This is a genomic window from Mycobacterium sp. 852014-50255_SCH5639931 (genome assembly GCF_001665605.1).
In the GTDB taxonomy this organism is placed as follows: Bacteria; Actinomycetota; Actinomycetes; order Mycobacteriales; family Mycobacteriaceae; genus Mycobacterium; species Mycobacterium paraffinicum.
Genome location: NZ_LZSV01000017.1, coordinates 331,632 through 350,441, shown reverse-complemented (window position 1 = coordinate 350,441; position 18,810 = coordinate 331,632). Strand labels below are relative to the sequence as shown.

At 68.0% G+C, this 18,810-nt stretch carries 19 protein-coding genes; 6 read left to right on the top strand and 13 right to left on the bottom strand.

The genetic code is table 11. From position 1 onward, the window contains the following. Nucleotides 1–14: 14 nt before the first annotated feature. Nucleotides 15–905 (bottom strand): DUF4436 domain-containing protein, encoded by an 891-nt coding sequence (locus A5758_RS11425; protein WP_067739876.1) that lies wholly within the window; start codon nucleotides 903–905, stop codon nucleotides 15–17. 90 nt (nucleotides 906–995) lie between these two features. After that, a complete protein-coding gene (gene glmS / locus A5758_RS11420; protein ID WP_067739875.1) occupies nucleotides 996–2,861 on the bottom strand; it encodes a glutamine--fructose-6-phosphate transaminase (isomerizing) in 1,866 nt (621 codons plus the stop codon). A gap of 37 nt (nucleotides 2,862–2,898) precedes the next feature. On the opposite strand from glmS, the gene A5758_RS26540 reads away from it, so the two are divergent. From A5758_RS26540 to A5758_RS11405, 4 genes are all read left to right on the top strand, one after another. Further along, the gene (locus A5758_RS26540) at nucleotides 2,899–3,243 is read left to right on the top strand and encodes a DUF2510 domain-containing protein (RefSeq protein WP_156622591.1); all 345 of its coding nucleotides are present in this window, start codon (nucleotides 2,899–2,901) and stop codon (nucleotides 3,241–3,243) included. Nucleotides 3,244–3,627: 384 nt separating this feature from the next. Continuing rightward, nucleotides 3,628–3,840, top strand: coding sequence for an Rv1535 family protein (locus tag A5758_RS11415; protein WP_067739873.1), 213 nt, complete (start codon nucleotides 3,628–3,630; stop codon nucleotides 3,838–3,840). A gap of 23 nt (nucleotides 3,841–3,863) precedes the next feature. Next, nucleotides 3,864–4,703 (top strand): dienelactone hydrolase family protein, encoded by an 840-nt coding sequence (locus A5758_RS11410; protein WP_067201304.1) that lies wholly within the window; start codon nucleotides 3,864–3,866, stop codon nucleotides 4,701–4,703. A 155-nt stretch (nucleotides 4,704–4,858) separates the two neighbouring features. Further along, nucleotides 4,859–5,902: an LLM class F420-dependent oxidoreductase gene (locus tag A5758_RS11405; protein WP_067740021.1), complete on the top strand. Its 1,044-nt coding sequence runs from the start codon at nucleotides 4,859–4,861 to the stop codon at nucleotides 5,900–5,902. Between the two features lie 4 nt (nucleotides 5,903–5,906). Here the strand turns inward: A5758_RS11405 and A5758_RS11400 are convergent, their stop codons facing one another. The 8 genes from A5758_RS11400 to eccB all read right to left on the bottom strand — a co-directional run bounded on the left by A5758_RS11400 (nucleotide 5,907) and on the right by eccB (nucleotide 14,513). After that, on the bottom strand, nucleotides 5,907–7,265 hold the full coding sequence (locus tag A5758_RS11400) for a hypothetical protein (protein WP_067739871.1): 1,359 nt from the start codon (nucleotides 7,263–7,265) through the stop codon (nucleotides 5,907–5,909). Nucleotides 7,266–7,267: 2 nt separating this feature from the next. Further along, on the bottom strand, nucleotides 7,268–7,597 hold the full coding sequence (locus A5758_RS11395; RefSeq protein ID WP_067740020.1) for a type VII secretion target: 330 nt from the start codon (nucleotides 7,595–7,597) through the stop codon (nucleotides 7,268–7,270). A 157-nt stretch (nucleotides 7,598–7,754) separates the two neighbouring features. After that, nucleotides 7,755–8,588, bottom strand: a complete 834-nt coding sequence (locus tag A5758_RS11390; protein WP_231987281.1) for a hypothetical protein — start codon at nucleotides 8,586–8,588, stop codon at nucleotides 7,755–7,757. Then, complete coding sequence (locus tag A5758_RS11385; protein WP_067739869.1) at nucleotides 8,585–10,927, bottom strand: hypothetical protein; 2,343 nt, start codon at nucleotides 10,925–10,927, stop codon at nucleotides 8,585–8,587. Before A5758_RS11385 ends, A5758_RS11390 begins: the two co-directional genes overlap by 4 nt. Nucleotides 10,928–11,153: 226 nt before the next feature. Then, nucleotides 11,154–12,491 (bottom strand): phosphoglucosamine mutase, encoded by a 1,338-nt coding sequence (glmM, locus tag A5758_RS11380; RefSeq protein ID WP_067739865.1) that lies wholly within the window; start codon nucleotides 12,489–12,491, stop codon nucleotides 11,154–11,156. A 149-nt stretch (nucleotides 12,492–12,640) separates the two neighbouring features. After that, nucleotides 12,641–13,147 (bottom strand): 30S ribosomal protein S9, encoded by a 507-nt coding sequence (gene rpsI, locus A5758_RS11375; protein WP_067739863.1) that lies wholly within the window; start codon nucleotides 13,145–13,147, stop codon nucleotides 12,641–12,643. After that, nucleotides 13,144–13,587 carry a 50S ribosomal protein L13 gene (rplM, locus tag A5758_RS11370; RefSeq protein ID WP_007172542.1) on the bottom strand — a complete coding sequence of 148 codons (444 nt, stop codon included), beginning with the start codon at nucleotides 13,585–13,587 and terminating at the stop codon, nucleotides 13,144–13,146. The genes rpsI and rplM overlap by 4 nt, the downstream gene beginning before the upstream one ends. 230 nt (nucleotides 13,588–13,817) lie before the next feature. Then, nucleotides 13,818–14,513, bottom strand: coding sequence for a type VII secretion protein EccB (eccB, locus tag A5758_RS11365; protein WP_082939656.1), 696 nt, complete (start codon nucleotides 14,511–14,513; stop codon nucleotides 13,818–13,820). A gap of 119 nt (nucleotides 14,514–14,632) precedes the next feature. Between eccB and A5758_RS11360 the strand changes: the two genes are divergently transcribed. Together A5758_RS11360 and A5758_RS11355 are read left to right on the top strand one after the other, a co-directional pair. Further along, entirely contained in the window at nucleotides 14,633–15,493 is an 861-nt protein-coding gene (locus tag A5758_RS11360) for a cutinase family protein (RefSeq protein WP_067739861.1), read from the top strand. A gap of 57 nt (nucleotides 15,494–15,550) precedes the next feature. Further along, nucleotides 15,551–16,171 carry a cutinase family protein gene (locus A5758_RS11355; protein ID WP_067203573.1) on the top strand — a complete coding sequence of 207 codons (621 nt, stop codon included), beginning with the start codon at nucleotides 15,551–15,553 and terminating at the stop codon, nucleotides 16,169–16,171. Here A5758_RS11355 and truA read toward each other — a convergent pair. Genes truA through A5758_RS11340 form a run of 3 tightly spaced genes read right to left on the bottom strand, consistent with a single transcriptional unit; the run spans nucleotide 16,168 to nucleotide 18,747 of the window. Beyond that, a complete protein-coding gene (truA, locus tag A5758_RS11350; protein ID WP_082939655.1) occupies nucleotides 16,168–17,019 on the bottom strand; it encodes a tRNA pseudouridine(38-40) synthase TruA in 852 nt (283 codons plus the stop codon). The two genes, A5758_RS11355 and truA, sit on opposite strands and share 4 nt — an antisense overlap. Beyond that, nucleotides 17,006–17,644, bottom strand: coding sequence for a 50S ribosomal protein L17 (gene rplQ / locus A5758_RS11345; protein ID WP_067739857.1), 639 nt, complete (start codon nucleotides 17,642–17,644; stop codon nucleotides 17,006–17,008). The genes truA and rplQ overlap by 14 nt, the downstream gene beginning before the upstream one ends. 59 nt (nucleotides 17,645–17,703) lie before the next feature. Continuing rightward, nucleotides 17,704–18,747, bottom strand: coding sequence for a DNA-directed RNA polymerase subunit alpha (locus A5758_RS11340; RefSeq protein ID WP_067739855.1), 1,044 nt, complete (start codon nucleotides 18,745–18,747; stop codon nucleotides 17,704–17,706). Nucleotides 18,748–18,810 lie beyond the last annotated feature (63 nt).

Here is an 18,810-nt window from a genome sequence, read left to right as displayed (position 1 = left end):
GATTCAACCGAAGGTCAGCCCGTTGGCGCCGGGACCGGATCCGGCGGCGGGGTGACAACCTCAGGCCTCAGATGGCGCCACCAGCAGGCGATGTAGAGCAGCATCGCTACCACCAACGCGACGATCACCCAGAGCACGATGGTCACATCGATCCACGCCCCGAATGGGGGCGAGCCCGGAAGCGCGTTGCGCAGAGGTACCACCGCGAACAGCATTGCCGCGTACCACGTCGTCATCGGGGGCTGGAACTTTCGCCGGTCACGCATCGTCTGAATGGCCACGAACAGGCCCAGGCCGGCGATGGCGATGAGGACGCCGCAAATCACGATCCCGAACACCGCGGTACTCGGCGCGCGGCGCACGCTCAGTCTGTACCCCTCGTGGCTGGCGACCTTGGTCGCGGAGACTTTGAATCCGGGCAGGTGGTCGATGAGTCGCACCGGGATGAGTTCGGGCGGTTTCGTCGTGTCGCCACCGTGGAATAGCTGCACCTCGATCGGTCCCGAGGTGTAGTTATCGAACGGCCATCGTTCGACGTGACCCGCGATGGTCAGCGGGAGCGGAAAGACGCCGGGAAGCATGCCTTTCGTGTAGTCGCGTCGACTGGGCTGCGCCGACGATCGGACGCGCAGCATGAGGTCTTCCTTGAGGCGGTGGGTGACCGGATCCAGCATCGCGGGTCCGGGCGCGACAGCCACGTTGGCAACCACCGCGCTGTAGTTCGACTGCATCTCTTCCACGGTCAACGTCGCCATAGTCTGGCTGGCCGTCTCCGCGTTGTCGCTCAGCGTGCCGGCCGAAGATCCTTCGACCGTGTTCTGGTAGAGCTCGACCAACGCGACGTAGGTCCCGACGATGAGCACGATGAAACCCACCGCGGCGAATCTTCTGGCCGCCGATCGCATGCTGCTCCTACCGCTATGGAAGGCTTGTTTCCCAGGGCAATCTAACGGAGCGACCGTGGATCTCGCGGCGATACAGCCGAAGCGGCTGAACTATTCCACCGTGACGGACTTGGCGAGGTTTCGCGGTTTGTCAACGTCGTACCCCCGGGCCTGGGCAACGGACGCGGCGAACACCTGAAGCGGGATGGTCGACAACAGCGGCTGCAAAAGGGTTGATACCGAGGGGATTTCGATCAGGTGGTCCGCGTAGGGCCGCACGGTGTCGTCGCCTTCTTCGGCGATCACGATGGTGACCGCGCCGCGGGCCTGGATCTCGCGGATGTTGGACAGCAGCTTGGAGTGCAGCGTGGCTTGCCCCTTGGGCGAGGGCATGACGACGATGACGGGCAGGTCGTCCTCGATCAGCGCGATGGGCCCGTGCTTGAGTTCGCCGGCGGCGAATCCCTCGGCGTGCATGTAGGCCAGTTCCTTGAGTTTCAGCGCGCCTTCCAGCGCCACCGGGTAGCCGACGTGGCGCCCCAGGAACAGCACGGTCGAGGACTGCGCGAACCGATTCGCCAGGGCGGCCACCGGCTCGATCATCGCGAGCACCCGCGCGACCAGGTCCGGCATGGCTTCCAGCTCCTGATACTCCCGCTCGACCTCGTCGGGGTACTTGGTGCCGCGGGCCTGCGCCAGCGCCAGCCCCACCAGGTAGTTGGCCGCGATCTGCGCCAGGAACGTCTTCGTCGAGGCGACGCCGATCTCGGGACCGGCGCGGGTGTAGAGCACGGCGTCGCATTCGCGCGGGATCTGCGAGCCGTTGGTGTTGCAGATGGCCAGCACCTTGGCCTTCTGCTCCTTGGCGTGCCGCACGGCTTCGAGGGTGTCGGCGGTTTCGCCGGATTGCGAGATGGCGACCACCAGCGTGCTGCGGTCCAGCACCGGGTCCCGGTAGCGGAATTCGCTCGCCAGCTCCACCTCGACCGGCAGCCGGGTCCAGTGCTCGATCGCGTATTTCGCGAGCAGCCCGGAGTGATACGCGGTGCCGCAGGCCACCACGAACACCTTGTCGATCTCGCGGAGCTCCTGGTCGGAGAGCCGCTGCTCGTCGAGCACGATCCGGCCGTCGACGAAATGCCCGAGCAAGGTGTCGGCCACGGCGGCGGGCTGCTCGGCGATCTCCTTGAGCATGAAGTACTCGTAGCCGCCCTTTTCCGCGGCGGCCAGGTCCCAGTCGATGTGGAACTCGCGGTACTCGACGTCGTCGTTGCCGTGGAAGTCGGTGATCCGGTAGCCGTCGGCGGTGATCACCACGGCCTGGTCCTGGCCGAGTTCGATGGCGTTGCGGGTGTGCGGGATGAACGCGGCCACGTCGGAGCCGACGAACATCTCGCCGTCGCCGATCCCGATCACCAGCGGTGTGGAGCGGCGGGCGGCAACGATGGTGCCGGGCTCGTCGGCGTTGGTGAACACCAGCGTGAAGTGGCCCTCCAGCCGCCGCAGCACCGCCAGCACCGAAGCGGCGAAGTCACCCGCGGTCTCGCCGTGCCGGTAGGCCTGCGCCACCAGGTGCACCGCCACCTCGGTGTCGGTGTCGCTGGTGAATTCCACGCCCAGGGCCTCCAGCTCGTGGCGCAGGCTCGGGTAGTTCTCGATGATGCCGTTGTGGACGACGGCGATCTTGCCGGCGGCGTCGCGGTGCGGGTGCGCGTTGCGGTCGGTGGGGCGCCCATGGGTGGCCCAGCGGGTGTGGCCGAGGCCGGTCGTGCCGCCCAGCGACTCCGGCGGCATCTGGGCTACCGCTTCCTCCAGGTTGGCCAGCCGCCCGGCGCGGCGGCACACGGTGAGCGTCCCGGCGTCGTTGACCAGTGCGATCCCCGACGAGTCGTAGCCCCGGTACTCCATCCGGCGCAGCGCATCCATGACGACCTGGCAGGCAGGCTGCTGCCCGACGTAGCCGACGATTCCGCACATTCACACCAGGGTAGTGCAGCCGTCGGCCCGCCACGGCATGCCGACGCTAACATTAGGCCGCCCACCTGCGCGAAAGGCCCACGTTGACCGGCCCTTATCGCCGCTTTCATCTCCCACTGTGCGAGCACACGGGCGCGGTCTTCGTCCGGCAGCACGGCCGCTGATCTCCAATTGGAGCGCCATCCGGATGGTGCGCAGGTTCGCCGAACAGCCCGGCGCCGCCGCCCCGCCCGCAGCCGCCGGTCCGCCGCCGGGGTGGTACGGCGACCCCTCGGGACCCGGACACCGCTACTGGGACGGGGTTAGGTGGACGTCGTTGGATCAATCCGCCCGGATTTCCACCGCAAGGACGCTGACGGTCCACTTCATGCCGTCTTCATAAACGGTAGAAACGTTTTTCACCTGATGTATTTGTGACGTTTTCGTGTGAGCCATCGATCTAGCAATCCAGCTACCTAGAATTCTGCATATCGGCCATGACTGGCAACCGCCGAAGCCAGCAGAAAGGACAGCTTGTTGACGCCCGCTTGATCCCTACCACCTGGTGAATCACTGGATTCTCCGGTGCTCATGCGCGCAGCGCGACCAAATCTTTTCAACAATAACCGTTTATGACTGACATCAAAGCCGATAGTCCAGCTACCCGGTAACCGAGTTTGAAACCCTGCCATTAATTCGGTTGGACACAGACAAGTAAACCGCCGGATAGATAAACGTTCATAAGTGTTAATCCGAAATTTTTGTAGCCTTCTTCAAGGGGAGAATCATGACTGCGGTTCTGTTCGACGATGTGATGACTGCTTCGCCCGGACCCAGCCTGACGCTGGCGCCGGCACCGAGACCGGCCGCCAGGCGCCACCGCGCGCCGATCGCCAGTGGCGACCCGATGGTGGACACGGCCGCCCGGTTGCTGAGCATCCCGCTGCGCCACATGTATGCGGCGCTCTGGCGGGTGGGCGTGATCGAGGTCAGGGCCTGAGCGCGATGCGCTAACGTCGACGCGTGGCCCGCACCCGCAAGCTCGTCGCAGCCCTCAGCCGCCGTGGCCCGCACCGCGTTTTGCGTGGTGACCTGGCGTTTGCCGGTTTGCCCGGGGTGGTGTACACCCCGGAGGAAGGGCTGAATCTGCCCGGGATCGCGTTCGGTCACGACTGGCTCACCAAGTCCGCCAACTATTCGGGTCTGCTCGAGCACCTCGCGTCGTGGGGCATCGTGGCCGGCGCTCCGGACACCGAGCGCGGGCTGGCCCCGTCCGTCCTGAACTTCGCCTTCGACCTCGGCACCGCGCTCGACATCGTGTCCGGTGTGCGGCTCGGGCCGGGCAAGATCAGCGTGCATCCCGCCAAGCTCGGCGTGGCCGGGCACGGTTTCGGCGGCTCGGCCGCGGTGTTCGCCGCCGCCGGCATGCCGAACAAGCTGGCCGCGGCGGCAGCGCTGTTTCCCGCCGTCACCAGCCCCCCGGCCGAGGCCCCGGCGACGACGCTGAAGCTCCCCGGGTTGATCTTGACCGCGCCGGGGGATCCGCAGTCGCTGACGTCCAACGCCTTGTCGCTGTCGCGCGCGTGGGACGCCGCCACGCTGCGCATCGTCAGCAAGGCCCAGCCCGGCGGACTCGCGGAGGGCCGGCGGTTGACCAAGGTGTTCGGCCTGGCCAGCCCGCACCGGCGCACGCAGCGCACGGTCCGCGCACTGCTCACCGGCTACCTGCTGTACACGCTGGGCGGCGACAAGACCTACCGCGACTTCGCCGATCCCGACGCCCACTTGCCCAAGACGGATCCGCTGGATCCCGAGGCGCCGCCGGTCGCCCTGGAAGAGAAGATCGTCGCGCTGTTGAAGTGATGCGGTAACCGGGTAATTGCCCACTGTGTCGGCAACCACATCCTGCACCTCGCCGGCGATGGTCGACGGTTCGCGGAGTACTGGACGGGCACCTCGGCGGGCTGAAGTTCCCGAGCCCGCGCGGCGCGCGGGTGCCGCCGTGGTATCTGTCGTGGATGCGCATCGGGATCGCTCTGGATTATTCGGGCGGCTTTCACCAGGCCGTGGACCGCGTCGTCGAACTCGAGAAGGCCGGCATCGACATCGCCGTGGTGGCCGAGGCGTATGCCTTCGACGCGGTGAGCCAGCTCGGGTATTTGGCCGCCAAGACGAACACCGTCGAGTTGGCCTCGGGGGTGTTTCCCATCTACATCCGCACGCCCTCGCTGCTGGCGATGACGGCCGCGGGGCTGGACTTCGTGTCCGACGGGCGGTTCCGGCTGGGGATCGGCACCTCCGGACCGCAGGTGATCGAGGGCTTTCACGGCGTCGAGTTCGACGCGCCGCTGGGCCGCACCCGAGAGATCGTGGAGATCTGCCGGAAGGTGTGGCGCCGGGAACGGCTGCAGCACAACGGCAAGCACTACCAGATCCCGTTGCCGCCCGACCGCGGAACGGGTCTGGGCAAGGCCCTGCAGCTCATCAATCATCCTGTGCGCGAACGCATCCCGATCACGATCGCTGCGCTGGGCCCGAAGAACGTCGAGCTCACCGCCGAGATCGCCGAAGGCTGGCAGCCCGTCTTCTATCTTCCGGATAAGGCCGCCTCGGTGTGGGGTGACGCGCTGGCGGCCGGTGCGGCCAAGCGGGATCCGGCGCTGGGGCCGCTGGACGTCATGGTGCACGCGTCGGTGGCCATCGGCGACGACGTCGACGAGCGGCTGGCATGGGTCAAGCCGCAGCTCGGCCTGTACCTCGGCGGTATGGGCGCCAAAGGCCGCAATTTCTATCACGCCCTGGCGACGCGTTACGGGTTCGGCGAGGTCGCCGACCGCATCCAGGAGCTGTACCTGTCCGGCCGTAAGCGGGAGGCCATTGAGGCGGTGCCCGACGAATTGGTGCGCGGCATGTCGCTGGTCGGCCCGCGCGGGTACGTCGCCGAACGCTTGGCCGCCTTCGCCGAGGCCGGGGTGACGACGCTGTTGCTCAGCCCGCTGGCCACCGACCGCGCCGAATCCGTGCGCTTCGTCGAGGAGGTGCTGCGGCTGCGCCCGGCCTGAGCCGTCACTGCCCCGCCTGCGGCAACTGGTCCACCGCGATCTCGCAGGGCGTCTTCCCGTCGGTGGCCGGGGGCGCCGGCTCGCCCGCCGCTGGAGCGGCCACCGGTGTGGGTGCGTCGACCGGCGCGGCAGCCGGTGGTGGCGGCGGATCCGCAGGTGCCGGCGCATCGACGGGCACCGGCGCGCCGACCGGTTGAACCGCCGCGTCGGGCTTGGCTTCCTCGGTGTCCTCGATATCTTCCGTTTTCGCGGGCTCGTCGTCCTCGTCGTCGGCGTCGTCCGTGTCGTCGGCCTCAAAGGGGTCCTCGTCGAACGTGTTTCTGTCGCCGAAGGGATCGGCGGCGCCCGCCTCGTCGCCGGCCGAGCCGAGCAGACCGCCGACCGCGTCGACGATCCTGCCGGCCAACCCGAGGAGACCGGCACCACCGCCGCCGAGCCCACCGCCCAGATCGCCCGCCGGCATGCCGCCGCCGCCCCCGAGCGCGGTTCCCCAGTCCGGCTGCGGCGCGGCCTGGAGCGGAGCCGGCGCGAGCGTCGCCGCTGTCGGTGCCGGATCGACCGACGGGCTCGGAGCCGGATCCACCGACGGGCTCGGGACCGCCGCGGCCGCGGGCGTGACCGCAACAGGCGGTGCGCTGGACTCGGACGGCCGCAACGGTTGGTAGCCGGGCCCGAGATCACCGGGGGCTTCGAAGCGCGCCGACGGCGCGGCGGCCATTCTGTCGGTGACCATGTCGTAGGAGGTCGCCACACCGTCGCGCGTCGAGCGCATCGTGCTCAGCCAGTCGTCGCGAATCTCATTGTCCACGTACGGCATTACCTGCTCACGCACAACCTCTTCGGCAGCTTGCCGATCGCCCACCTCGGCCGTGACCGCGGCGGAGGCCGCCAGCCACGCCGGCCGCTGTGCCTGCGTGCGGTCGTCGACGGCGATGGTGATCGCAACCTTCGTATCGACCAGGTACCACAGGTTGTCGCGCAGGGATTCGCACCGTTGGGCCGCCGCACGCAGTTCCGTGGCCAGGGCGCTGGCGGTGTCGCAGTGGCGCTCCAGGAACCGCGCCGCGGCGTCCCCGCCCGGCCCGGTCCACGCCGCGGCCAGCTCGGCCGCCTGGGCGCGCTGTATCCGCAGCGCTTCCATGACCGCCTCGCCCGCCGCCCGCAGTTCAACGCAGTCGCGGTCGAGGGCGCGCAGGTCCAGGCCGTCTTCGGTGTCATACCAGTCGCGGACCTGGGCGAGGTGCGCCGTCAGGTCGGGATGGTGGTAGCCCACGACATGGCAGGCCTGCACATAACTCTGGGTGTGCTCGACGGCGGGCAGGCCCTCGGCGAGGCGCTCTGCAACGTCCAACCGGTCGGCCATGATCAGGCGATCCGTGCCGCGGCATACCGTTCGGCGTCGGCGTAGCGGTCGGCGCTGGCCCGCAGGACCGTGGCGATCTCGACCGACGCGCGTGACCACTGCGCTACTTCGGTGGCCAGGCGCTCCAGCTCGACCCGCAGCACCTCACCGCGCGCGGTGTGCGCCCGCCCCGCGCTGGGCCCACCAAAAGTCAATCGGCCCAGCTGATCGCTGAGGGCGCGGTCGATGATGTCGGCGGCGGCGCTGAATTGGTCGGCGATGCGGTGCGTCGCCGGGACGTCGATCTCGGTACGGGCCACGGTGGCCGGTCGTACTCCCCTGTCGAATCTCATGCCTAATCCGACGCCGGGGAACGCCCGGTGGTTCCGGCCGCAATCAACGCAGCCGCTGACCGCCGACCATCCCGCACCGTGGGCCGGATGCGCCCACCGATGTGGCACCAGCGTCACATCGAAATTCGTTGCGGCCGCGCAGGATTGACTGCCCTCCTCACGACTTGGGGCTGGGAGCCGGCCAGCCGGGAGATGGCGGCAGGGTGGGAAAGTCGGAGCGGGGATATTCACCGCCGCGGATCAGTTCGGGGCGTGGGGGCGCTTTGGAACGGCAGGCATCGGTGTCGCGAGCAACATCGGGCCATTCGGATGCGAGCCCGTATTCGGCGAAGTAACCACCCTGATGGCCGGTGATCCTCCAACCGCCGAACACATCGATCGACGGCGCGCGCACCGGTCCCTGCTGGTCGGGCATTTGCGGACCGGTGGTGGCCGGAGCCGTCATGGTGATTCGCATCGGGTCGATGCCCGCATCGGGGGGCGGCTGGGCGATGTTCGGGGTGTATCCGTGACCCTGTGCTTGCGCGGTGCCGAACAGATATTCACAGACCACCACCGTCACGTCACGGCCAGATGTCGCGACCGAAAGGATATGGGCCTGTTCGGTTCCCACCCAGGGTTTTTCCGGCCTGCGATCGGTTTTCGGCCACAGGAACCGGCTGCCGGTCGGGTTATCGATCGACTTATTGGGATCTACCGCCTGCTTGAATCCCGGGTACAGGAACTTGTCCTCACCCGTGATGGAGGCCAGCAGGTAGGACTCGGTGTAGGCCCGCACCACCACGGCGGGCCAGGTGGTCACGGCAATACCCGGTTCCGCGCTCCACACCACGCTGAAATCGTTCAGCGTCGGCGGCCACCCGGCCGGCGTCGTCGACGTGGGCGACGCGGGCTGGCCGGGGTGACTGCCTGAGGCGCAGCCGGTGACCATCGAGACCGTGATGGTCGACAGCGCCGTGAAAGCGCGCAGTGCGCGCGGGATGCTGATCATTTCTTCCCAGGGGGTTCGGGCACCCCGATGATGTTGTTGTAGCGGTCGACCATGTATTGGTCCGGCGACATCTTCTCGTTCGGCGGCAGGTCAAGCGTCTGGGACAACGCGGGGCCGAGGACATTGTTGTATTGACCGGCGGTGAGATCAGGGTGTTTGGCTTGCATCTCGTCTAGGGTCGCAATTCGCCCGTTGGGGTGATCGTGGTCGTAGACAAGATATTCGGGCGGCAATCCCGAGATGTGTTGGTTTGCCCCGAGCATCGCATCGAGCATGTGTTCGTCGGCGTTTCCGATGTCCATGGGTTGGATCGGCGTCTGGCCCGGCGCGGTGGGCGCCGGCCCCAACATGTCGTTTTCGAGGTTGTGCCCGAGCATTCCAATCGCGGGCCCGGTGACTTTGCCCACCCCCGGGACCCAACCACCGGCCGTGCTGGCGGCCTGGACGCCGTCTTCGTAGGCCAGCTTCTTCGAGTCGTATTCCGAAAGCTGTTGGTGGTAACCGTTTTGTTCGTTGGCTTGGTAGGCATTGTGGGTGCCGACGTCGACGAGCCCCCTCAATGTGGCGGCGTCGTAGAGCTGGTCGCTGTAACCGTCATGATGCGGATTCAACGCGAACGAAGAGTCGTGAAGCAATGCCTGCGTGTACGCGTTCTTGTTGAAGTCCCGCGCCGCGGTGGGGTCGCTGTCGATCACCGAGAAGATGCCCTTGGCGAGAGGCAGTGCGCCGGAATGGATGTCACCGTTGTTATCGAGCGGTTTGCCGAATTCCGGAAGTCCGCCCGATGTTCCCGCGATGTTGTTGACGTACGGGTCGAGGCCGTGGCCCATCGCTTGGACGAGGTTGGGGTTCACTTGCCCCAAGGTGTGGTTGCCCGGGAGGTGCAGCAAGTCTGTGGACGCATGATGGCCGAGGTAATCCGAGTACGCGCGGGCGGTTTCACCGGCGATTTTGGCTTCGGGTCCCTGCGCTGCGTCGCCAGTCCAGGAGAACAGCGAACCGACCGCCTGGCCGTTGTCCTTCCAGGCGTGATGGGTCAGGTTCTGCAGGAACTTGTCGTGATCGCTACCGGTCATGGTGTCGTGGACGACCTGGTGATCCGGAGACACCGCGGACAGCACGTTGGACACCGCAGGGTCCATGGCGGGATCGCGCTCGACGTTTTGGCCCTGGCTGGCCGGGTCGTGCTGCCAGAGCGGGGTATCCATCATGGCCCCCGCCTTGCGGATCATCGCCCGATCCAGATCGGTGTTCGTCTGGAAGGACTTGTCGCCGTCCTTGACGATGTTGGCGATGTCGTTGGTTTGGCGCATGTATTCCAGGCCGGAGGAATTCAGCGCCTGCTGGACACTCTCCGGCAGCTGCGCGGCCCCACCTTTGACCGTGTCGGTCCCCTGTTTCGCGCCGACCTGGAGCGGCGTCTTGGGAAACGTGAGGTTGGGGTTACTCATCAGCTGCCAGGAGTTGCCGATCATGCCCTTCTCGTCGCCGAGCCGTTGTTCGGCGGTGTTGAGTGCATCGATCGACATGCCGTGTTCTTGAGCCTGCAGCTGGCTCAAAACCGAAGCCTGCTCGGCGGTCAGCGGCACCTTCCCGGCACGCTGATCGGGCGTGATCGAGTTCAGCACCCCGTTGACGCGGGCGGCGGCCCCCTTGTCACCCCCGAGCGCGCCCTTGACGTCTTGTTCGGCTTGCTCGGGCGTCTCGGCTTCGTGACCGTCAACCCCCAAGACATGGCCGGGGTCGTACCCGTCGTTAGCCAAGGTGGTCTGCGCTTGGCGAAGAGAACTCGAATAGGTGTCGCGGGTGGCATGCAGCTGGTCGAGGGCATCTTTGGTGTCACTGACCGCGGCGGCTTTGAGCACCCTGATGATCGACTGCAGCTCCTGCTGGCTCGCCGCGTCGGGATGGTCCCGCAGATCCAGCATCGCCAAGTCGATCAGATGGTCGAGCTGCTGCAACTGACCTTCCAACGTGGCGATCTCTCCGGCGCCGGCTTTTTGCGCCTCGGCCAACGCGGCGGCGATATTTTCCAGGTCAGCGCCGATCTTGGGCAACTGCTCGGACTGCGTTCCCAGCGCCTGGGCGGTGCGCTGCACTTCGGCGGCGTCGTTGATCGGGTGATCCCCGTTCTGACGATTCCAGGCCGCCTCGAAGCGCTTGCGGGCTTGCTCGAAGGCGTGGTCGGCCTCGGCGGTCGAGCGCCCAGCGCCATGAAAGGCGTTGGCCAGGTTGGAGATCTGCCCCGGCTGGCCGGCTTGCAGAGTCCGGTTGACCTCCCACGGATCACCACCGGCCCCGGCCACCAGCTCCCCGATGGTGAGATGCTTCAGCTGCACCGCAGCTCCACACCGCCCCGCGATCGCCGGCCGACCGCCTTTTTCGCACGCCGATCAGCGGAGCGAGCCCCGATTCGCCGCGAACCGCTACCGACGAGCATCACCACCCCTTCCGCGCTGGCGACAAGATTACTGTCCCAGGCCTGGGGATCAATTCAGTCACGCCCGTCGGCGGCGTGGTATAGCTCCCCCGACGCCGGGGAAAGCTCGGGGCTTCCGGCCGCGTTCAGCGCGCGGCGCTGACCGCCTCGGCCACCCGATTCGCGACGCGCTGGGCGACGTCCGCCTCGGGGGCTTCCACCATGACCCGGATCACGGGCTCGGTTCCGGAGGGGCGCAACAGGATTCGGCCGGTGTCACCGAGTTCGGCCTCGGCGTCGCCGACCGCGGTGCGCACGGCGGGCGCCGCGGCGGCGGTGTCCTTGTCGGCGACGCGCACGTTGATCAGCACCTGCGGCAGCGTCTTCATCGGCGCGGCGAGCGCGGTCAGTGACGAGCCGGTCTGCACCATGCGGTTCATCAGGCGCAGCCCGGTGACGATGCCGTCCCCGGTGGAGCCCAGCGCGGGCATCACGATGTGGCCGGACTGCTCGCCGCCGAGGCTGTACTCGCCGGCCCGCAGTTCCTCGAGAACGTAGCGGTCGCCGACACCGGTCGTGCGCACGGTGATCCCGGCGGAGCGCATGGCCAGGTGCAGCCCGAGGTTGCTCATCACGGTGGCCACCAGCGTGTCCGAGGCCAGCTCGCCGGCATCCCGCATGGCCAGCGCGAGCACGACCATGATCGCGTCGCCGTCGACGAGTTCGCCGTTGGAGTCGATGGCCAGGCAGCGGTCGGCGTCCCCGTCGTGGGCCAGGCCGAGGTCGGCCCGGTGCGCGATGACCGCCGAGCGCAGCGAGTCCAGGTGGGTGGAGCCGCAGTTGTCGTTGATGTTCAGGCCGTTGGGGTCGGCGTTGATCGCGATCACCCGGGCGCCGGCCGCGCGGTAGGCGCGCGGCGCGACCGACGAGGCCGCGCCGTGGGCGCAGTCGACCACCACGGTCAGGCCGTCGAGCCGCAGCGTGCTGGCCTTGCTCAGGTGGCGCAGGTAGCGGTCGTCGGCGTCCTCGGCGTCGATGACGCGGCCGATGCCGGCTCCGACCGGGCGCAGCCCGGGTTCCGCGGTCAGCAGCGCCTCGATCCGGTCCTCGGTGTCGTCGTCGAGCTTGCGGCCGCCGGGGCCGAAGATCTTGATGCCGTTGTCGGGCATCGGGTTGTGCGACGCCGAGATCATCACCCCGAAGTCGGCGTCGTACGCGCCGGTCAGGTAGGCCACCGCGGGCGTGGGAAGGATCCCGACCCGCAGCGCGTCGACGCCCTGGCTGGTCAGCCCGGCGATCACCGCGGCCTCCAGCATCTCGCCGCTGGCCCGCGGGTCGCGCCCGATCACGGCGACGCGCCGGCCCGGTCCACCCGAGCTCGCCAAGTGCCGCGCGGCGGCGGCACCCAGCGCCAGCGCCAGCTCGGCGGTCAACTCCCGATTGGCGACCCCGCGGACACCATCGGTGCCGAATAGTCGGCCCATGCGGACAAACCTCTCACAATCGACGGTTTAGCACCTAAGGTGCCCGTTCTTTTCTGACCGAAACGGGGCGCGTTTGCGCGCAGACACGCCGAAGAAAGCGCGTGACTTCCCCGTTTGAGGCCCCGTTGCGGCCAGAACGTGATGGTTGATCAGCGCTTGCTGTACTGAGGCGCCTTGCGGGCCTTCTTCAGGCCGTACTTCTTGCGCTCGGTGGCGCGCGGGTCGCGGGTGAGGAAGCCGGCCTTCTTCAGCGCGGGCCGGTCCTCGGGCTGGGCCACGATCAGCGCCCGGGCGATGCCCAGGCGCAGCGCACCGGCCTGGCCGGACGGGCCGCCGCCGTGCAGCAGGGCGAAGATGTCGAAGTTCTCCACCCGGTCGACGGTGACCAGCGGGGCCTTGATGAGCTGCTGGTGCACCTTGTTGGGGAAGTAGTCCTCCAGGCTGCGGCCGTTGAGGTCGAACTTGCCGGTGCCGGGCACCATGCGCACCCGCACCACGGCCTCCTTGCGGCGGCCGACGGTCTGGATGGGCCGGTCGAAGACGTAGGACTCGGCGGCCGCGGGGGCGGGCGCCTCGGCCGGAACGTCCGGAGTTTCCGGTGTGGCCGGGGTTTCCGGGGTGGCCGTGGTTTCCAGGGCCTCGGTCGTTTCGGTCACTGGGCCACCTGCTTGATCTCGTACGGAACCGGCTTTTGAGCGGCGTGCGGGTGCTCCGGGCCGGCGTAGACGTGGAGTTTGCGCTGGATCTGACGGCTGAGCTTGTTCTTGGGCAGCATGCCGACGATCGCCTTTTCGACGACGCGGTCAGGGTGCTTTTCCATCAGCTCGCCGGTGGTGCGCGAGTGCAGGCCGCCGGGATACCCCGAGTGGCGGTAAGCCAGCTTGCTCTGCAGTTTGTCGCCGGACAGGGCGACCTTGTCGGCGTTGATGACGATGACGAAGTCACCGCCATCGACATTGGGGGCGAACGTCGGCTTGTGCTTGCCGCGCAACAGGGTGGCTGCCGCGACGGCAAGGCGGCCAAGCACCACGTCCGTGGCGTCGATGACGTACCACGACCGCGTGGTGTCACCCGCCTTTGGCGCGTAGGTGGGCACAGCGCTTACCTTTTTCTTCTCGAGGTGGATCCCGGGTCGAGCCGGGTGCCGGTCAGGCGTTCGCGGTGGGTCCAAAAGGAAGGGTTCTCGGCGACCGACATTGACCCGAGGCCCCGGCGTACCGCACGCCAACCGAGCAGCTTACCGATGCACGTCCCCGCAGGTCAAAACGACTGTGTGGTCCCGACGGCTCTCCCCCACCGGGACCACACAGACGACTATGGGCCCGGCTACCCGTTCAGCAACGCCGGGGAGACGATTCGCGGTTTGCGGCCTTCCAGCCCAAGCGCACGCACGACCCCGACGTCGGCGACGTCCACCACGGCCCGCTTCCCGTCGTAGAGCAGGTAGGCCGGCGAACCCGAGGCCGGCGCGACCAGTGCGGCCCGCCCGGAACTCAGTTGCCCGGCCGCCGCGTCGTCGGTGCGGCCTACGACGACCGTCGTCGCGACGGCGCCGGCGCCGTCGGCGTCGCAGATCGTCCAAGCCGCTTCGTCCGCCGACAACGGATCGCCGATGAAGTTCGGCGCACCCGGGATACCCAGCAGCGGGCCGCGTTTGGCGCGGGCCAAGTCTGCTTCGGGCACCGGCCGGGGGTTCGCCGCCACTGCCGCAATCAACCGCGCCGACGCCAGGTTCATGACGGGGTGCCAGGTATCGCCCACCCGTACGTACAGCGCTCCGGATTCTTGCCCCATCACCAGTTGGGCCCCATCGAGCGCCACCCGTGGCCGCAGCAAAGCAAGGAGCGCAGCCCCCGCGACGGTGATCGCCGCCAGCACGCACCCGATCGTCAGCGCCGCCGTCTGCGCACGCGAGCCGGCGCTGAGGGTGTGGATGTTACCGCCCAGCAACGCGCACTCGACGCGACGCAGTAGGAATCGGTAGCCGCTGACCTGCAGCGATGTGGTCACCTGACGCGGCACTGAACCCCCACCCTGCGTAGTCGTTGCGCACGCGCTACAGCGCACGTCGGCGGGGCCGCTTAATTGATCCACAGGTCAGCGAACTTTCGATCCGTGCTTAGGGTAGGTAAAGTTACGGCGTGTTTTCTCACCGGATAGGTCGCTGCGTCGGGCTCGGGGCCTCTGCACTGGTCACCGCGTCTGGCCTGCTCGTATCCCCCGCCGCGGCACCAACAGCTTCCGCCTTCGACTGCCCGGACGTCGAGGTCATCTTCGCCCGCGGCACCAACGAACCGGCCGGCCTGGGCCGCGTCGGCGACGCGTTGGTGGACTCGCTGCGCCAGCAGACCAGCCTGAACATCCTGCCCTACGGCGTGAACTACGCCGCCAGCAAGCTGCAGCTGCACGGCGGCGACGGCGCCAACGACACCATCGACCGCGTCAAGAAGAGCGTGGAGACCTGCCCGAACACCAAGATCGTGCTGGGCGGCTACTCGCAGGGCGCGTCGGTGATGGACATCGTGGCCGGCGTCCCGATCGGCGGCATCAGCTGGGGCAACAAGCTGCCCGCGCAGTACGCCAACAACATCGCGGCCGTCGTCACGTTCGGTGACGTGGCCGACCGCGCCGGCGGCACGCTGCCCAGCCAGAGCGCGCTGCTGGGCTCGAAGGCCGCCGACTACTGCAACCCCAACGACCCGATCTGCCACGCCGGGTCCGGTAACGAGTGGAGCGGGCACACCGAGGGCTACGTCCCGGTGTACACGACCCAGGCCGCGGCGTTCGTCGCCCAGAAACTGGCCGGCTCGAGCCCGTCCAGCCCCGCGTTCGGGCCGCCGCTGGGCCCCGTTCCGAACCAGCCCGGCGGCACGCCGTCACCGGTGTACGGCCAGAACCCACCCGGGTCGGCGCCGTCGATCCACGGCGGAACCGACCCGGCGCCCGCGCCGGCCGCGCCCGCCGCGCCGACCACGGTGACTCCGCAAGCTCCTCTCGTCTGAATCGTTACCGGCATGAGACCAACGCGCCCCTAACATCGTGGGGTGCGGCTCATTCCATTGACGCTGGGCGCCGGGCTGCTCGCCGGCGCCGCGATAGTGGTTGCTCCCCAACTGCTTCCGCAGGCCTTCGCCTCGTGCCCCGGCGTTGAGGTGGTGTTCGCCCGCGGAACCGACGAACCGCCCGGCGTCGGCAAGGTCGGCGGGGCGTTCGTGAACTCGCTGCGCCAGCAGACCGGCAAAAGCGTTGGCTCATATGGGGTGAACTACCCGGCGAACAAGGACTTCCTGGCCGCCGCGGACGGCGCCAACGACGCCAGCAACCACATCCAGCAGATGGCGGGCAACTGCCCCAACACCAAGCTGGTGCTCGGCGGCTACTCCCAGGGGGCCGCCGTCGTCGACATCGTCACGGCCGCACCGTTGCCCGGCCTGGGCTTTCGCCAGCCCCTGCCGGCCGCGGCCGCCGATCACGTCGCCGCCGTCGCCCTTTTCGGGAATCCGTCGAGCCGGGCGGGCCAGCTGATGAGCGCGCTGACCCCGGAATTCGCCGGCAAGACCATCGACCTGTGCAACCCGGGCGACCCGATCTGCTCGGGCGGCACCCGGTGGGCATCGCACCTGAGCTACGTGCCCGGATTGACCAACCAGGCGGCCAATTTCGTCGCGGCCAAGGTCTAGCGACTGCGCAGGTCCCGGGTGACCAGGTTGCGCGCCTCCAGCTGGTCATCGGGCGGGTAGTCGACGCTGACCAGCGTCAGCCCGTGCGCCGGCGCGGCCGCGTAGTCACTGGGCCGGCTTGTGGCGGTGAGCAATTCACGACACCACGGCACCGGGCGGCGGTGCTCGCCCACGGCCAGCAGCGCCCCGACCAAAGAGCGCACCATCTGCCAGCAGAACGCGTCGGCGCTGACGTGCGCGGTGATCAGGTCACCGTCGCGCGACCAGTCCAGGCGCTGCAGGTCGCGGATGGTGGTGGAGTTGGGCCGGTGACGGCAGAACCCGGCAAAGTCGTGCAACCCCAACAGGTCTCGCGACGCGGCGGCCATCGCGTCCACATCCAGGGGGCGCGGCCACGCGGTGATGTAGCGGGCCTGCTGCGGCTCTACCCCGTAAGGCGCCGTCGACAGCCGGTACACGTAATGACGCCGCAGCGCCGAGAACCGGGCATCGAAACCGGCTGGGGCGCGGGCGATGTCGAGCACCCGGACATCGGTGGGCAGGAACCGGCCGAGCCGGCGCACCAGCGGCTCGAATTCCGTTTCCCCGACGCGCGACGAGCGCGGGTAGGCATGCGGCAGCGCGGACGGCGGCACGTCGACGTGGGCCACCTGACCGGTGGCGTGTACGCCGGTGTCGGTGCGCCCGGCCGCCCGCAGCCGCATCGGGGCACGGAAGACCGTCGTCAGCGCCTCGTCGAGCACTCCGGCGACGGTGCGCTGGCCGGACTGAGGTGCCCAGCCCGCGAATTCCGTTCCGTCGTAGGCGATGTCGAGCCGCAGACGGACGGCGTCGCTAACTCTCGTCAGCCTCGTCGTCCGCCTTCTCGGCGGCCTCGGCTTCGGCCCTCGCGGCGACGGCCTTATCGGCCTTCTCCTCGGCCTTGGCCTGGGCTTCGGTGGTCTCGCCGGCTTCGGCTTCCGACGTCTCGGCCGGCTCGGTCACCTCTTCGGCGGTCGGGCCGACGGCTTCCTCGGGCTCGACCGCCGCCTGAGGCGCCGCCGCGGCCGCAACCGGCGCGTCAGACTTCTTGGAAGACTTCGCCCGGCGCGCCCGGTCGGCCTCCGAGGTCACCGTCTTCTCCAGCACCAGCTGAATCACGGCCATCGGGGCGTTGTCGCCCTTGCGCGGTTCCACCTTGATGATGCGGGTGTATCCGCCGTTGCGGTCGGCGAAGAACGGCCCGATCTCGTCGAACAGCTTGTGCACGACGTCCTTGTCGCGAATCTTCTTCAGCACCTCGCGACGATTGTGCAGCGTGCCCTTTTTCGCATGCGTGATCAGCTTCTCCGCATACGGCCGCAGCGCCCGCGCCTTCGGCTCGGTCGTCTTGATCTGGTTGTGCTCGAAGAGCGATGTCGCCAGGTTGGCCAAAAGGGCCTTCTGGTGGGAAGACGACCCGCCGAGACGGGGGCCCTTGGTGGGCTTGGGCATTGCACTATCTCCTCATTGGGGGCCGGCCCCCGTATCAGGTAGGGCCGGGACGGAATTCTTTACAGCTGTTCGGTTTCCGCGTAGTCCTGGTCGTCGTAGGCGCCCTCGGTGGACCAGGTGCCCGTGGCCACGTCGTAGCCCGCGACCTGCGACGGGTCGAAGCTCGGCGGGCTGTCCTTGAGGGACAGACCCAGCTGGTGCAGCTTGACCTTCACCTCGTCGATGGACTTCTGACCGAAGTTGCGGATGTCGAGCAGGTCGGACTCGGTGCGGCTCACCAGCTCGCCGACGGTGTGCACGCCCTCGCGCTTGAGGCAGTTGTACGACCGCACCGTCAGGTCCAGGTCGTCGATCGGCAGCGCGAACGAGGCGATGTGGTCGGCCTCGGCCGGCGACGGCCCGATCTCGATGCCCTCGGCCTCGACGTTGAGTTCGCGTGCCAGGCCGAACAATTCGACCAGAGTCTTACCGGCCGATGCCAGCGCGTCGCGCGGGGTGATCGAGTTCTTGGTCTCGACGTCCAGGATCAGCTTGTCGAAGTCGGTGCGCTGCTCGACACGGGTGGCGTCGACCTTGTAGGTCACCTTGAGCACCGGCGAGTAGATGGAATCGACCGGGATGCGGCCGATTTCGGCGCCGGAGGCCCGGTTCTGCACGGCCGGGACGTAACCGCGGCCACGCTCGACGACGAGCTCGACCTCGAGCTTGCCCTTGTCGTTCAGCGTCGCGATGTGCATGTCGGGGTTGTGCACCGTGACGCCGGCGGGCGGGACGATGTCACCCGCGGTGACCGCGCCCGGGCCCTGCTTGCGCAGGTACATGGTGACCGGCTCGTCCTCCTCGGAGGACACGACCAGGCTCTTGAGGTTCAGGATGATCGCGGTGACGTCTTCCTTCACCCCGGCGACGGTGGTGAACTCGTGCAGCACGCCGTCGATGCGGATGCTGGTGACGGCCGCGCCAGGAATCGACGACAGCAGCGTCCGGCGCAGCGAATTGCCCAGGGTGTAACCGAATCCGGGCTCCAGGGGCTCGATGACGAACTGCGAGCGGCTGTCGGTGAGGACTTCCTCCGACAATGTGGGTCGCTGAGAGATCAGCATGGTGTTTCTTCTTCTCCTTCTCGGCACCCGCTATTTGATGCCGTTCAGACCTGCACCGGGTTC